Raw genomic sequence first — 13,091 nt, forward strand, 5'->3', positions numbered from 1 at the left:
TGCCGAACGCAATTCCATTGAACCAATTGATCCCGTTGACCTTGCCCTCGCTTGGCATGATGGAGACGTGAGAGCTACGATCCTCACGCTACTAGAGGACTGTCGGTTCCTGCGGGAACAGGTGGCGATCTCCAATCGTTGCCTCAGCAGGGGTCTTACTCGCGGTTGGGTTGCCAAACTGGAGCGCGGCGTTACTGAAAACCCATGATAGTTCAATGAACAGTGTGTCTGAGCTGATCGCAGAACTGCTTCGGGCAGCCAACGAAATCCAGAGGCTTACAGACAGTGACGTTCGGTCGATCGTGACGATCCGTGAGCTTCGAGAAGGAGTTGGCATTCCTGGAAGTGGAACTCCGCGCGATGCTGTCGTCGAATTGTATGACATGGCAAACGAAATCGGGAATGTGGGAGGGGAACAACGTACAGCCGCGCTCCTTCATGCGACTGATTTGATCAGGACGCTCAGAATTGTTTCCGAGAGCGGTACAAAGCTAGAAATACGGCAGGCTGACTACGCCATCGACTGAGTTGCCAGAATATGTCTCTGTGTGGTGACGTCGATGCTGGCAGAAGGTCAGAATACGCTTCCCCTGTGGGATTGGGCTTGAGGGCGAGAGGGAAAAATGGTTCGGGGAAGAATACTCACGATCGCACTGATGGCTTGGGTTTATGCATCCGGCCACACCTATGCCGCCAGCCTCGACATGCAGCTGTTCGGCCACCATGTCGTCATCTTGAAGGGTGCCGACAGCCAAGACAGCCTTCAGATCGACGACCGAGAGGTCCTCAAGAACTATTACGTCGACATAGACGAAATGCACGTCATCGAAGGAACGGCTGTGGCTGTCGGCACCTCGTCGGCCGGGGGCAACGCGTGTGAGGGGTCGCCTTTTGTGATCTCGTTCCCCGATGGGCATAATCCACGTATTGATGGACCATTGGATACCTGCTTTCCCGTCACGGTAGTGCCCTCGGCCGGAATGCTCACCCTCTCAACCCGAGCGACGCCGAATGAACCAGGGCAAAAGTGGGAGTGGACAACCGCATCGGGCTTCAAGGAGGTCCAGGGTGAAAGCTTCGTCGCCGACACATCGAAGGGCTGGGACCAACTGCGGGAACGTTCGGTGACGCATCCGTCAGGCTTGCTTGACTACGCTGAGGTGGCCGATCAGATCAACCGACTGGCGGGGTCGGATAAAGCGTTGGTCAACGATATCCTGCTTGGAGTGGGCTCTGGGGAGTTTAAAGGCGATTTTTTCGTAGGAACAACGTGTTCGCGGCACATGTGTGGGGATCAAGAAGCCGTAGTTGTCGCCGATCTCGCTTCCAGGACCGTCTACCTAGCTTGGAAACCGTCTGGCCAGAAGATCAAGGTCGCTCCGGCAGTGAAATCGTGGCCCGAAAAGGCGAAGTTTGAGCTTCGGCAGTGGGCAGCGAAATGGAAATGAGCGAGCACCATAGGGACGTCCGCTTCACCGCGCCACTTAAACCTGCTTCTTACTCATCTTCTTCGTAATACGCTCCCGAGTCGGGTCGATTGCTTTCCGAAGCTTTGGAGTGCCATATTCTTCCAGCAATTCCTTGGCCCGTAAGTCGGATGCCTCTATCATCTCGGGAGTCATGGTTTCGGCAAAAACGTCTTGTGCTGATTTAGCCATCATCCTCTCTCCTTCCTATCCCACTCACTGCCTAAGATAACTCTTCTTACCAGAGTTTGTTAAACAGAAGTGGCCTCCGCGCGGCCCAATACAATACGATCCGCTGTCGCAGTCGCAGGAGCCCGTGAGGCTTGGGGCCATTTCAGAAGTTCCTGCGCCCAGTAACGCCGCGCCGCCCATCTCGGCTTGGCAGTTCCGCTTACTGGCGCTCACTGAGCCGTCATTGCATATGAACGTTGAGCCCTGGCAATGATTGACCCCGCCTTTACGGCCGGAGCACGGGAAGTTCGTTGCGTTTCCAACACCGTAGTTCAGAACCAGCAGAGCAGCGACGCAAACGCACATTATAAAAGAGAGAAACCTGACCACTTTCCAAACTCAGTTCGAGCAATTTTGCCGTAAGCACAGCTTTTAGATGTACCCTGGGAAACACAATAAATGGTGACTGATCCTCGCTTATGCGTTTGCTGACGAGAAACCTTTCTGCTTTAGACTTCTCTTTGCGCGTGAGTAGGTGAGTTGGGGGTAGCCATGCGGTAGGCCGTTTCGATCGGTCTTTTGTATTCACTGCTTTTGGCTGCAGAGAGTGTGCATCCCAGATTACCTATGAGCAATTGTCTCTGTCTGGTGACAAGACGGTGCTGATCGTAAAGGGCGAGTTCGAGCAATCAGACGATCCTTCCGGGCTAGTTACCGAGTATTTGCAGTCAAAGCCCGCATTCATCACTTTCCAATCGAAAGGCGGCAACGTGGTTGCTGCCATCAAGTTCGGACGAATGATCAGGGCATTGGGCGCGAACACCCTGCAGCTCCGGTCATCTGAATGCGCGTCTGCCTGTGCTTTGGCGTTCGTGGGGGGCGTGAGCAGAATCGCCGAGGCGGGATCGATAGGCGTTCATCAATCGAGCTTCTCGGCGGCTGCCGGTTTCGACAGCAATACCGCAGTCGCAGTCGTGCAGGCAATGACGGCCGAGATCATCAAATACCTTGGAGAGATGGGCGTAAGTGCAGACCTGCTCCAGATCAGTCTCTCGGTCGGAAGCGACGACATGCGCTATCTGACGTCAAGTGAAATGGCGCAGTACAAGATTACGCGCCCGTGGGTGGGCTGGACATCGCAAAGAAGGATGGTCCAGCTCCTGCTCCTCCGCCGCCCTCAGCGCCTCCCGAAGAGCAAGCATCAGCCTCGCTTCCGGATAGTCGGAAGCAAACCTTGGAATTCGTGGAGCGCTATCACAACGCTTGGTCAGCCGAAAATGGGTCGGCATTGAGCTTCATGCGGCGTTCATACTGCGACCATGTGGATTACTACGGGAAGTCCGTCTCTCTCGATGAGGTTATGGCTGAAAAGAACACCTTCGCCGATCGATGGCCGAACCGCGCCTACAGCGTTCGTCCCGGATCGGAGACGGTGACCTGCGCTATCACCTGCGAGGTGTCCGGTGAAGTCGAGTGGTTCGCTCTGGCACCTGCGCGTAAGCGGACTTCCTCCGGCATCGCCTCATTCAGCATGACCTGGAATCCCATGACACAGCGGATTGAGGCCGAATCCAGTAAGGTAATCACGACTGACAAGGGTGAGAAGACACCAGTTCGATTGATCCGGCAGTGGCATGACGAAAACGGCGAGTGTCGCGGCAGTACGCAACCTGATAGCGCGAAAACTAAGCGGGCTTGTGACCGGCGTTCGGAGCTTGACGCTAAGCTGGATCGGGTCGGTTGGTGCTATGGCCACAAGAACGAGTATGGCTATCAGATGCAGTGGCACGCCTGCGATGCCAACTCGAACGGGCGCTAGCGGCGCCATTCAGACACGCAAGCCGGTAACGGCCTGCTCAGGGGACCAAGATGGGCAAGTCCGATGATATCCGGAGTACCGTGCAATTTGCCATCGAGGCACACTGGGATGCTCTCCGCCGAGCCATTCACCTGAAAGACATGGAAGCGAGCGGTGCGGGGCGTACAGGCAGTTCAAGGCATTCGATGCTCATCATGGAGAGCTGCGCCGAGGCTGCTATATCCGCCTCCAACGAAGCTGTCCGTGTAGTTCTGGAAAATGATCCAACTGGAGCAGCCGCCCATGAGGCGATGCTACTTGCCGAGTTCGGTGACATCAAAACCAAGGTTTTGCGCATATTTTCTCGCGAGGGAAGGTATCATTCTGGGCTGGGTTTGGAGGCGGCATTGGAAGAAACGGTCGCGGGGGCGCAGGAGAACTCTATCCTAACCCTCAAGCTCAGAGCTGCGGCCCGAAGTGAACCCGCAGAGACGCATGAGGACTTCGGTCTGGCCATACTGGGGCACTTTGCCAAAAACCGCGTGGCACACAAGATCAACGTGCTGGGGCGGCCGCACCAATCGGGCGGACTGGAAGCGGAGCTTGGGCGTCGTTTGGAAACAAACGAGCGTGCTAAGGCAGCCAGCGCTTTGGAAGAACTTCTGGCTAGCCGGTTGCTCGAACCAACGTACGAGGATCTATCAGATCCAGAAAACTGGCTGCGAATAACCGAGGCCGGACATGAGGCGTTGCGGCGAGGGGGGACGAGCGAGCTGGATCTCCGGCTTCAGTCGCTGGGTTCGCAGCTACAAGCCTTGCGGCGAGGTGCGTGGAACGCCCTTCTAGATCGACGCGAAGACGCGACACGACAAGCCGCTCATTCAGGGCGGGAATTGATTTCCCAAGTCCTGCACGCACTGGCTCCAGATGAGGAAATAAGAGGAAAACCTGGTTTCACGCCCGCTAAGGACAGCCGAAACGGGATCACAAGGCGTATGAGAATAAAACACGCCCTCGCGAAACGCGAAGGTGGTGGCTCATCTTCTGGCGATCTCATTATCTTAGAAAGAGCGGGCGATCTGTTGGAGGCCATCCACGACAAGCTTACAGGGCGGGCACATAGCCCAAACCAGTCAGAAGCTCGTGAGGTTAAGCTTTATCTCCAAACGATGGAAACCATCCTTGAGATGTTGCTTTCGGAACCGACCTTTCGAAAGTGAAGACCGCATCGGTGAATGGCAGCCTCCCGAGCGGTGGTTGGCCGAACATTCTCTTCAAGGGGTCAGCCGGGGCCCAATTCATCGAGGCCACGGAGGGAGGCGGGCTCCTTCACTCTTGATGGTCACCTTTTTTTGCCGACCTAGAAGGCTTGCCTTGCGGTGCCAGCGCCCTGAACCTATTTCCCACTTCAATGACAAATGTATCAAAGTCGGGAGTTGCATGGATCATCTCAAGCGTAGTTAGGATCGGATAAACGACCCCATCGGTTGGGAAGGTTATAACTCCGCCCCTTTTGGTAACAGGGTATGACTTGACCGTCTTTGCGTTGCTACCCGGAGCAAGCCCGCTTACTTCAACTTCGCCTGGATCATCTGGTGCCTGTCCGTCAATAGTGACGTCGAATGTTACGTTAGTGACGTCCCGGTTCTTGATTTTTTTCCCGGCCCCATCTTCGCAATCAGCGCTGCCATCTACATCGAATATCGAAAATTGGCTCCATTGACCCGGAACGACTATTTTTACGCCTAAGCTCATCATACTCTCCATCAATCGCGGTTGAGACGACCGTCACGGTGCGCCATCCTAAGGGTGATTGCGTAGGAACTTGGAGATCTTTTCCCCGGTAGATTTGCATCAAGAATCAACGACCTCGCGTCGCCGAAGTTCGTAGCTAATTCAAGTAGCTCGGTTGATGATCGAATTCGCCACATTTTGTAGCCCAAGCCCTCAAAACCACACCCGACGGCCTCCTTCGGCGCCTCTTTCCGGATTAGAAAAACTCGATTTGTATCAAATCGGTAACAATGGCCTTCGAAAGCATACCCATAGGCAAGCACGACTGAATACTGGTCTGCCGTACACTCGGTCTTCCCTTGAAATAACTGCAACCTGACTGTGCTATCGTCGTCTTCGCCAATGTCGAAACTGGCAAAGCCATTTCTCTCGTTTAACTTCACGCCATAAAGTATCAGAGCATCAGCTACGTAGCGTTCTGTCGCTGGTGCTGGGATGTCGTCATTACAGCTCATCGATGTCTCCCTATAAATGTCAAAGAATTTCACGCCACCTCATGCAATCTTCAAGTTGGTTAATGTAAGCGATGCCACGTCCCCGATAGCTGGCTGCGAGAAAAGCCTCTGCGGCGCCTCCGAATGTGACGCTGTCCGGTTCGAGGTAATCCCATGAGCGCATGACAGCTGCCCCGACGATATCTCGTGCCTCTTCAAGGGCGGCCTTGATGGCGAAGTGGTGCAGTTCGTAGGATGATCCGGACGTCCGCAACGCCTCGTCTATGAGTGCAGGCGCCAATTGTTGCCGCAGATTTGAAAAGCGCTTCGGATTCAGATCAGATAAGCCGTGTTCGAAAAGAAGCGATTGATAGACCTCAATCAAACAATCGAAGAGCGCGGCTGCGAAAGGCTTCGATTGATCGTGAACTTCATTGCTGACGTCACCCATCTTGAGTGAATTATTGAACGATCGAAGCTGCTTCTCATCGCTCAATTCTGCGAACCGGTCGAGTTCGTTGTGTAGGAGAAGGTTGCCCCTCGTTCGACGGAGTAGCCGATCAACAGCGGTGTCGAATTGAAGTAGCCCGAGCAAAGATATGAAATCCGCTATGGATTCATGATAGGCGAAGAAATCGCATCCGCGTCCATCGCCCTCAAGTATTCCGAGTTCGCTTAGCAAAATGAGATGGCCCATCTCGTGGGCTATCGCATCAAAATTCAGCGCAAAGCATGATGTTGCGTTTTCCGGCTCGCTCTCGCCGAGTTCGAGGAAGCCGAACCCGGACTGGGCGTTCTCCCAATGTTGAATGCGGGGAATTATCTCTAGCCGCTCCACCGTTGGTTCAAAAAACCAAGCGATTGAGTGTCCAACGTAGCTTTCACAGATATCAAGAACGCGTCGTGCACACGCATAGCTGTGTGTAGAAAGGAACCCCGGGGATCCGGGACCGATGTGATCAAAATGCCCATCGGGTCCGGGTTCTACCGGAGGCTGCAAAAATCCCCGATAAGGGGGAAGGCGTGGCAAGGCGTAAGGTATTTTCGGCTCTATCGGATCTGCCACGTACATCCGGCTATCCGATGGCCCACCGAGAATTGGACCCGCAGAAGCTCCGATCCACACTACCTCAGGTTTTTCATACCCTGGAATAAATGGCGGCTGCGGAAAAATGAGGAATCGGGTTCCCAGGGACGGCGCGAAAGCTGCCCCATCTGCGTCTCCTGGATGTGTAATAGCATCCAACGCCGCCCCCACCGCTCATTGCCCTAAACTAAGCGATAAAGTAACGTACCACTACAACGCGCCTTTTGACAAGATTGCGTCCGACAGATTGTAGTAATCCATATCGTAAGCAAATGCCTCTGTAAGTGTAAAATCGCGGCTGGTTGGTGAGGGTGCTGTCTTAGGGGCGATGGTACTGAGATAATTGAGTAAACCAACGGCATCAGTTCTTTTTTGGTTTACGAATCTATGGCTGACCCATTCCTTTAAACCGGCAAGCTGATCAATGTCCCTAAGGTTTGCCTCAGCAATCAACATCAGCTTTCGGAAACTTCTGGTCATGAAGTGAAGGGAACGTGATAGCTCCTCAAGTTGCAGGCGAACTCTCCTGTCTATGAGGCCTTCACGCTCAGCTCGTTTCAGCGTCATCCTTATATCGAACAGCGCTTCGCCTATCCCTTTGGAACCCATTTCCGGGGGAGCCATGGGCACCGTTACGTCTGCGTCGTCGGCCAGAACGTTTCTCCGATACCATCTGAAGATCAGACCATGGCCCATCATGCCGAATTGCGCCAGCTCGGCCGCGCGCAGGGCGCCCATGCTCGCTGCACCGTATAGCCGTATACCTTTCGACATCGCCCAAAGGATTTCCTGATGGCGCACCGCTGGTGATTGGGCAAAAGCTCCGTCGATCAAGGCGATTGTGGAAGGAGCATAATCAACTACCGCTCGAACAACATCTCCACATCCTGCTGGAGGGAGATAGTGCGCGTCGAGATGCTGCGACGCCTCTGCGGCGCTGATGGTTGGGCCAAGGAAAACCACCACATCATTGCGCAAGGTCGAACTCCGGATTGGTTTCCAATGGGGGAGCTATTACTTTCACCACATGAAGCGGAATTTGCTCATCGGAGTGGAGGTGGACGAGAATAGCCGCTTGGGCACCAGCGAGTTGCAAAGCAGTTAATATCCGCCTGATCGGATCTCTCGCAGGGCCATTGTCTGCGTCTGCCTGATACGTCCGGTCGCCCCTTGCTAACTGCGTCCGCCAACCCGCCAGCTCGGAAGCATCTGGATAGCCGTAGAGATCGGTCCTGACATCTTCTCGGGCTGCTGAAATGACTCCTAACCTCGACTGACAGGATTCAAGAAGGGCACTGGCCAGCGCACCATCGTGGGTGAAGGCACACCCAAATCCCTCAGCGGGCAGAGGAGCAAACGGCGCCCTTTCCGCGTTCTCCATGATATGAACCCAGTAGATTGGAAATTCGTGCTGAGTTGGAATCCGCCAAATGCCAACCACGAAACCCGCTGTATGGAGCTTGCGGACTATTTCCCCGGGAACGCCTTCAGTCACGGAACGCGTATCAATCTGAAAACGGTCGAAAAAATGCGGAGTCTTGAGAGCCGTACAGCGTGCATGACGTTCCAAAAGCTCTAAGCAGGCATGACTGACGGCGTGTTGGATGCTCGTGCTAGCGGCGAGGCCTGTGGTGTCGCGCGGAACCCACCCTGGGTGAGGCGAAGGCATCGTGTACACTGTATCCACGAGGCCCAGCGGGACCGGGGTTTTCCGGCCCGAGAACAAGTCCACCCCATCGATCCAACTCAGCGTTTCGTCGCTATCTCTGAATCCAAGGTGCGACCAAAGCCCTCGTTTATTGCTTTCGCGGAAGGGCGCGGTGAAAATTGAGCACGGATCGATGCGTTCTGATGCCCAACCTTCAAGGGATTCCATCAGTGCCGAGATCGCGGCCAAGGGAGTGGTCAGCCCTTTGCCTTGGCTCACGGTCACGGACAAAGATTGGGGGCGGACTGCTTGAACAACTGGGATTCCTATCCAATCCAGATTGGTAACGGAGCCCAATCTGGTGATACCAAATTCTGATTTACGAGATAAAATTGTCTTCGCTGTCTGCCACGGGTCGGGCAGTGCTCGAAATTGAGCATCAAAGACGATATCCAGCAGCTCTCCGTCCAGTCCGTGCCTCCACTACCCGATCATGTCGGAAAAAACGTCCAACTCGTGCCTCGCTTTTTCTGCAAGCCAGGTGGCTTTCTGACCTTCGGCTATCCTAATTGCGTTTGCCAGATCCCTTTTGATCGACGATGGCCTTTCGCCTAAGCCATGCTTCAGTTTCGCGCTGTGACAGTACAACTCAGCGAGCCAAAAGAGCTGGCCGCTGCTACGCCCGACATCGATAGCATTTTGTAGGGTTACGAGCGCCTCGTCATTTCGGCCGAGCTTTCGAAGAACCTGTGCATGCATGTCGCTGTGCATGGAGAAATTGTCGTCAGTTCCAAGTTGCTGTTGAAGCTGAAGGGCTTCTTCAAAGCGCTTGCCTCCTTTTCCGTCGGAGGACGTCATTAGCTCCGACCACCCACAGTACATGTTGGCCCGTGCTTGACTTGCTGCCAGGCCATGCTCTTCAGCTAGCGTCAGCATCTTCTCCCCTAATGCATAGACATCATCGTACCGTCCCTGGCACCGACGAAGTACGATCGCGTAGTACAGCCCATGAACGATGCTCCCGACATGTTCGGTCGAATTGGCCCAATCCAAACACTGTTGGATTGCAGTCTCGCTCGCGTCGATCTCGTTGAGAAGCAGGAGAGAAAGGGCACTCTCGCCGAGCCCACAAACCTTGGCGTCGTGTCCACCAAAGAAGGGCCGGTTCCGGACCGCCCGGTAAGAATCGTATAGCTCTAGGCCTTTCGCGACGCAGTCGAGACAGAAGTTGTGTTCACCTGCGTGGAAGCTAGTAGCCCACCCGCAGTGGTACGACTGAAGCTTTGTTTCTTGGTCGTCGACAGCTTGCATGTCCTCCACAAGGATCCGTGCGCGAGATTGTTGGGTCTGGATGTTCGGTGCGGTGAACCACCAGCCCCAATACAAAGGAAAATGTCTCTCACGAATGGCGGCAGGCTGCTTTCGCAATAGCTGTGTCGCTCGCGAATAGATCCGTCGCGCAATCTCGGAGCCTTCGCCTTCTAGGGCTGTGGCAACCACTCCTTGGAGCTTGAGCAGGTCCAATGTGAGGTCCGTGCGATCGGCTTCGCGAGAAGAAACGTTGTTTATCGCTTCGGCGCAGATTGTGAGGGAAACATTGGCTTCGTGCATTGCCGATCGAAGCACGCTGGCCTCCGCCGCTGCTAACGCGAACCTGGCAGCGGCACCATGCAGGCCAGCCTCGGCGCACTGCCAGGCAGCTATCGCTGCAGGCAAGCTTGGGGTTCGTTCTTCGATCAATAAGTCAGCAATCCGCCGGTGTATTCGTCGCCGATCACTTTTCAGGAGGCTCCCATATGCAGCTTCCTGCATCAGAACATGGCGAAACTGATAAGTCCGGGGAGCCGTAGGCATTGGTTCGATGATGCCTTGCGAAAGCAGCCGCTCGATATGGACATCGACTGCCTGGTGACTTGTTTCCTCAAGAACATATGTGAGCAGGGGGATGCTGAATTCACGACCGATAACGCTAGCGAACTGGGCGACCTTTCGAGCGGCGCCAGTTGACGCTAGTCTCGCCGACAGCAGATCGTTGAGAGAAGTCACGCCACCATCGAGTAGCAGTCCCCTCCATTCCGACGTTCCCTTGCCCAGTGCGTGCCGTCCCCGGAAGAAATCGGTCAGTTCCTCAGCGTAGAGGGGCATCCCGTCGCACTGGTCGAGAATGAAGTCCGACAGTCCCGTCGGGGGAAGGTCACCCCAAATTGAGGCCACCAGATCCCGGACTGCAGGCGCAGCCAAGCCAGTGAGTTCTATTTCGGTCGTGGCTGCCAGTGATCTCCGTATTCGTGAAGTTTGCAATATAAGAACTGGGAGCTTGTGAGCTAGCGAACCAAGGCGATCCATCAGCTCAACGGTCATCCCATCGGCCCAATGAACATCTTCAAATACCAGAAGCGTTGGGGTGCCGGTCGATTTACACGTCAACAGCTGAGCAGCAGCTTCGACGACCTCCTGTCGGAATGCCCGGCCGGACAGATCGGTCGTACGAATTTGTCCTGGGTTGCCAGATTTTTGCTCAGCGGTGAAAGAAAGGATCGTGGCCGCCGGGGCCTCGCTTAACTCCCTGCCAGTTGACCGGAGAGCCGCTATGAAAGCTGCCCCGTCCCCATTCCTCAGAACAGTGGTTCCCACCACGGCCTCAAGAAAGGCGACGAACGGATGCAGCGGTTGGCTCTCCAGGCGCCTATTGCACTGAAACACAACGATATCATGCTGAGTCTTCGCCAATCGATCCGCAAACTCGCGGACTAGTTTCGACTTACCTATGCCTGCTTCACCGACTAGCGCTATCGCGCTCCCGTTACCCCCGCAGGCTGCGTCCCAAGCTTTAGAGAGTGCCGTCAGCTCCTTTTCTCGGCCCCTGATGGGCCTGTTCAGGTCCAGCGGCAGCACTCCTCCACGCGACTCATCCAACCGGCCTTGGGGTCGCCAAAGGCCAATAGGGTCGTCAAAACCTTTGAGTTTAGCCTCTCTCAACAAGCTATATTGAAATTTGCTGCGGGTTAGTTGGAAAGTTGAGTCAGCGACCAACACAGAATTCGGATCGGCCTCCGCCTGCAGACGGGCGGCCAGAATGGGCGCTGTGCCTATAATCTCGTTACCTTCTGAGGAAAACACGACGAGGCTCGTCGCAACTCCGATGCGCAGCTTGAAGGAGAGACGGGCTTTTGTTTTGGGTTTGGCGCTAAGCTCGATCAATTCCAGCGAGGACTGAACTGCGCTTTCGGCAGCATCTTCGGCTTGTTCGGGGTATCCAAAAAAACAGCAGCCACCGTCGCCAAGGCGCTGATGAAGAAAGCCGCCATGCCTCGTTATGATCGTTTCTGCGTTTTGATGAAGGGCCGAAACGGAGCGGAAGAATTCTTCTGGGTCGCTCTTCAGAAGAAGCTCTGTCGATCCAACTATATCGTAGAAGAGGGCAGTTACCTGCCGCCGCTCGCCTGAGAACCGAAATCGCGCGTCTAGGGTCTTCATGATGGCTCGCCCAGCATCAGAGAAGCCATGCAAGGACAGCCGATTTGTTGCTTTGATGCAAGCTTTAAGTACCTTTACTAAATTATTAATTGAGCCGGTAGTGGAGCGAGCACGTTGCAAGAAAGAGGGCTGTAGAGATGCGGCAGGCCAAGTACGTCATCGACTGATTTTGCGAAGCGCCTGCACGGGGCGATTGGTCTTGAACGAGGCGAGGCGTTGGAACAAACACCCCAAGGACGGGTTGCTCTGTTTCAACAAAAGGAGCCTGGCATGGACCATACAAACCACGTTCGACTGACATCCGATGAACTTACCGCTGCTACGCTTGAAGGTGCATCTGTTTACGGCGCCGACGATGACAAGGTTGGCAGCGTGGATCATGTGCATGGGGCCGGTACCAATGCGACCGTTGTGATCGACGTGGGCGGTTTCCTTGGTATCGGTGCGAAACCGGTATCGGTCCCGATCAGCGATTTGGATTTCATGCGGGATGAGGACGGCGAAGTCCATGCTGTGACCGGCTGGACTGAGGATCAGCTAAAAGCGATGCCTGAGCACAAAGATTGACTACCACGGCCGGAACCTCGCCGCGTATAGCTGGCATCTGTCAGGTAGGTGAGATTTCTGTTCCAGTCTCGCGCGGTCGGAAGCTTAACGCGACCTCAGGGTTGTCACCCCGAGGTCGCTCGACGTTGTGCTACAGGCTACCAATATCCTTCCTGAGCCAGTCGGATAGCATGGTGGTCTTGTCGATTTGTCGGTTCAGGCCAATGAGGATGGCGATCAACCCGAAGATCGAAGCCGAAGATCCAATCGCCGCTGAGCGTGGTCGTACCGTTGGACGAGACGTTTCGTCGACGCCCGTCGTTCCAATTGTTCTCATGATGGATCGCGACATTTCAGCCGCGCCTTCTTCAAGCATGGAGATGATAAGCGGAGGAGTCTGTCCGACACACTCCGCGCGAACCGCCAGTCCGCTTAAGATATCAGCTTGAAATTTAGACAGACCTTACTGCTGTCCCAGGGAAGTGAAATCTCAGGCCACGGTGGCGTGCGAGATAAAGAATTCTGCCATTGCACGCCTCCTATTGGTTGTGTCACTCGGCGAGAAGCATACTCAAAACATGACCGATTGCAAGTTAGACTTGTGGGTTGGCTGTTGCCGCGTGCGTAAGATTGGGGGCACCTATTGTCCCCAGGCCAACACTTCGGCTGT

At 54.8% G+C, this 13,091-nt stretch carries 13 protein-coding genes; 6 read left to right on the forward strand and 7 right to left on the reverse strand.

The genetic code is table 11. The features are described 5' to 3' along the window. Positions 1-215 precede the first annotated feature (215 nt). Positions 216-527 (forward strand): hypothetical protein, encoded by a 312-nt coding sequence (locus RHIBUN_RS0125680; RefSeq protein ID WP_025661761.1) that lies wholly within the window; start codon positions 216-218, stop codon positions 525-527. Between the two features lie 96 nt (positions 528-623). Beyond that, positions 624-1,448 (forward strand): hypothetical protein, encoded by an 825-nt coding sequence (locus RHIBUN_RS0125685; protein WP_025661762.1) that lies wholly within the window; start codon positions 624-626, stop codon positions 1,446-1,448. A gap of 36 nt (positions 1,449-1,484) precedes the next feature. On the opposite strand, the gene RHIBUN_RS33950 is transcribed toward RHIBUN_RS0125685, so the two are convergent. Then, entirely contained in the window at positions 1,485-1,658 is a 174-nt protein-coding gene (locus RHIBUN_RS33950; RefSeq protein WP_037217609.1) for a hypothetical protein, read from the reverse strand. 638 nt (positions 1,659-2,296) lie between these two features. Between RHIBUN_RS33950 and RHIBUN_RS37515 the strand changes: the two genes are divergently transcribed. The 3 genes from RHIBUN_RS37515 to RHIBUN_RS0125700 all read left to right on the forward strand — a co-directional run bounded on the left by RHIBUN_RS37515 (position 2,297) and on the right by RHIBUN_RS0125700 (position 4,655). Beyond that, positions 2,297-2,929 carry a hypothetical protein gene (locus RHIBUN_RS37515; protein ID WP_245271719.1) on the forward strand — a complete coding sequence of 211 codons (633 nt, stop codon included), beginning with the start codon at positions 2,297-2,299 and terminating at the stop codon, positions 2,927-2,929. Between the two features lie 68 nt (positions 2,930-2,997). After that, positions 2,998-3,456 (forward strand): hypothetical protein, encoded by a 459-nt coding sequence (locus RHIBUN_RS37520; protein WP_245271720.1) that lies wholly within the window; start codon positions 2,998-3,000, stop codon positions 3,454-3,456. Between the two features lie 50 nt (positions 3,457-3,506). Continuing rightward, positions 3,507-4,655 carry a hypothetical protein gene (locus RHIBUN_RS0125700; RefSeq protein ID WP_025661763.1) on the forward strand — a complete coding sequence of 383 codons (1,149 nt, stop codon included), beginning with the start codon at positions 3,507-3,509 and terminating at the stop codon, positions 4,653-4,655. 109 nt (positions 4,656-4,764) lie between these two features. Here RHIBUN_RS0125700 and RHIBUN_RS0125705 read toward each other — a convergent pair whose 3' ends face one another. The 6 genes from RHIBUN_RS0125705 to RHIBUN_RS0125730 are packed head-to-tail and all read right to left on the reverse strand — an operon-like array spanning position 4,765 to position 11,875. Further along, positions 4,765-5,190 (reverse strand): hypothetical protein, encoded by a 426-nt coding sequence (locus RHIBUN_RS0125705; RefSeq protein WP_025661764.1) that lies wholly within the window; start codon positions 5,188-5,190, stop codon positions 4,765-4,767. Between the two features lie 11 nt (positions 5,191-5,201). Further along, the gene (locus RHIBUN_RS0125710; RefSeq protein WP_025661765.1) at positions 5,202-5,684 is read right to left on the reverse strand and encodes a hypothetical protein; all 483 of its coding nucleotides are present in this window, start codon (positions 5,682-5,684) and stop codon (positions 5,202-5,204) included. A 19-nt stretch (positions 5,685-5,703) separates the two neighbouring features. Continuing rightward, the gene (locus RHIBUN_RS0125715) at positions 5,704-6,921 is read right to left on the reverse strand and encodes a hypothetical protein (RefSeq protein WP_025661766.1); all 1,218 of its coding nucleotides are present in this window, start codon (positions 6,919-6,921) and stop codon (positions 5,704-5,706) included. Between the two features lie 39 nt (positions 6,922-6,960). Next, positions 6,961-7,728, reverse strand: a complete 768-nt coding sequence (locus tag RHIBUN_RS0125720; RefSeq protein WP_025661767.1) for a TfuA-like protein — start codon at positions 7,726-7,728, stop codon at positions 6,961-6,963. Next, positions 7,718-8,869: a YcaO-like family protein gene (locus RHIBUN_RS0125725; protein ID WP_025661768.1), complete on the reverse strand. Its 1,152-nt coding sequence runs from the start codon at positions 8,867-8,869 to the stop codon at positions 7,718-7,720. Before RHIBUN_RS0125725 ends, RHIBUN_RS0125720 begins: the two co-directional genes overlap by 11 nt. A gap of 12 nt (positions 8,870-8,881) precedes the next feature. Continuing rightward, the gene (locus RHIBUN_RS0125730; RefSeq protein WP_025661769.1) at positions 8,882-11,875 is read right to left on the reverse strand and encodes an AAA family ATPase; all 2,994 of its coding nucleotides are present in this window, start codon (positions 11,873-11,875) and stop codon (positions 8,882-8,884) included. A gap of 270 nt (positions 11,876-12,145) precedes the next feature. Between RHIBUN_RS0125730 and RHIBUN_RS0125735 the strand changes: the two genes are divergently transcribed. Next, positions 12,146-12,442 carry a PRC-barrel domain-containing protein gene (locus tag RHIBUN_RS0125735; protein WP_025661770.1) on the forward strand — a complete coding sequence of 99 codons (297 nt, stop codon included), beginning with the start codon at positions 12,146-12,148 and terminating at the stop codon, positions 12,440-12,442. The last annotated feature ends 649 nt before the right edge of the window (positions 12,443-13,091 follow it).

This window comes from Rhizobium sp. IBUN, assembly GCF_000510625.1.
In the GTDB taxonomy this organism is placed as follows: Bacteria; Pseudomonadota; Alphaproteobacteria; order Rhizobiales; family Rhizobiaceae; genus Rhizobium; species Rhizobium altiplani.

Coding starts and splice junctions, on each gene's coding strand:
- RHIBUN_RS0125680 (WP_025661761.1), top strand. CDS start 216: ATGAACAGTGTGTCTGAGCTGATCGCAGAACTGCTTCGGGCAGCCAAC.
- RHIBUN_RS0125685 (WP_025661762.1), top strand. CDS start 624: ATGGTTCGGGGAAGAATACTCACGATCGCACTGATGGCTTGGGTTTAT.
- RHIBUN_RS33950 (WP_037217609.1), bottom strand. CDS start 1,658: ATGGCTAAATCAGCACAAGACGTTTTTGCCGAAACCATGACTCCCGAG.
- RHIBUN_RS37520 (WP_245271720.1), top strand. CDS start 2,998: ATGGCTGAAAAGAACACCTTCGCCGATCGATGGCCGAACCGCGCCTAC.
- RHIBUN_RS0125700 (WP_025661763.1), top strand. CDS start 3,507: ATGGGCAAGTCCGATGATATCCGGAGTACCGTGCAATTTGCCATCGAG.
- RHIBUN_RS0125705 (WP_025661764.1), bottom strand. CDS start 5,190: ATGAGCTTAGGCGTAAAAATAGTCGTTCCGGGTCAATGGAGCCAATTT.
- RHIBUN_RS0125710 (WP_025661765.1), bottom strand. CDS start 5,684: ATGAGCTGTAATGACGACATCCCAGCACCAGCGACAGAACGCTACGTA.
- RHIBUN_RS0125730 (WP_025661769.1), bottom strand. CDS start 11,875: ATGAAGACCCTAGACGCGCGATTTCGGTTCTCAGGCGAGCGGCGGCAG.
- RHIBUN_RS0125735 (WP_025661770.1), top strand. CDS start 12,146: ATGGACCATACAAACCACGTTCGACTGACATCCGATGAACTTACCGCT.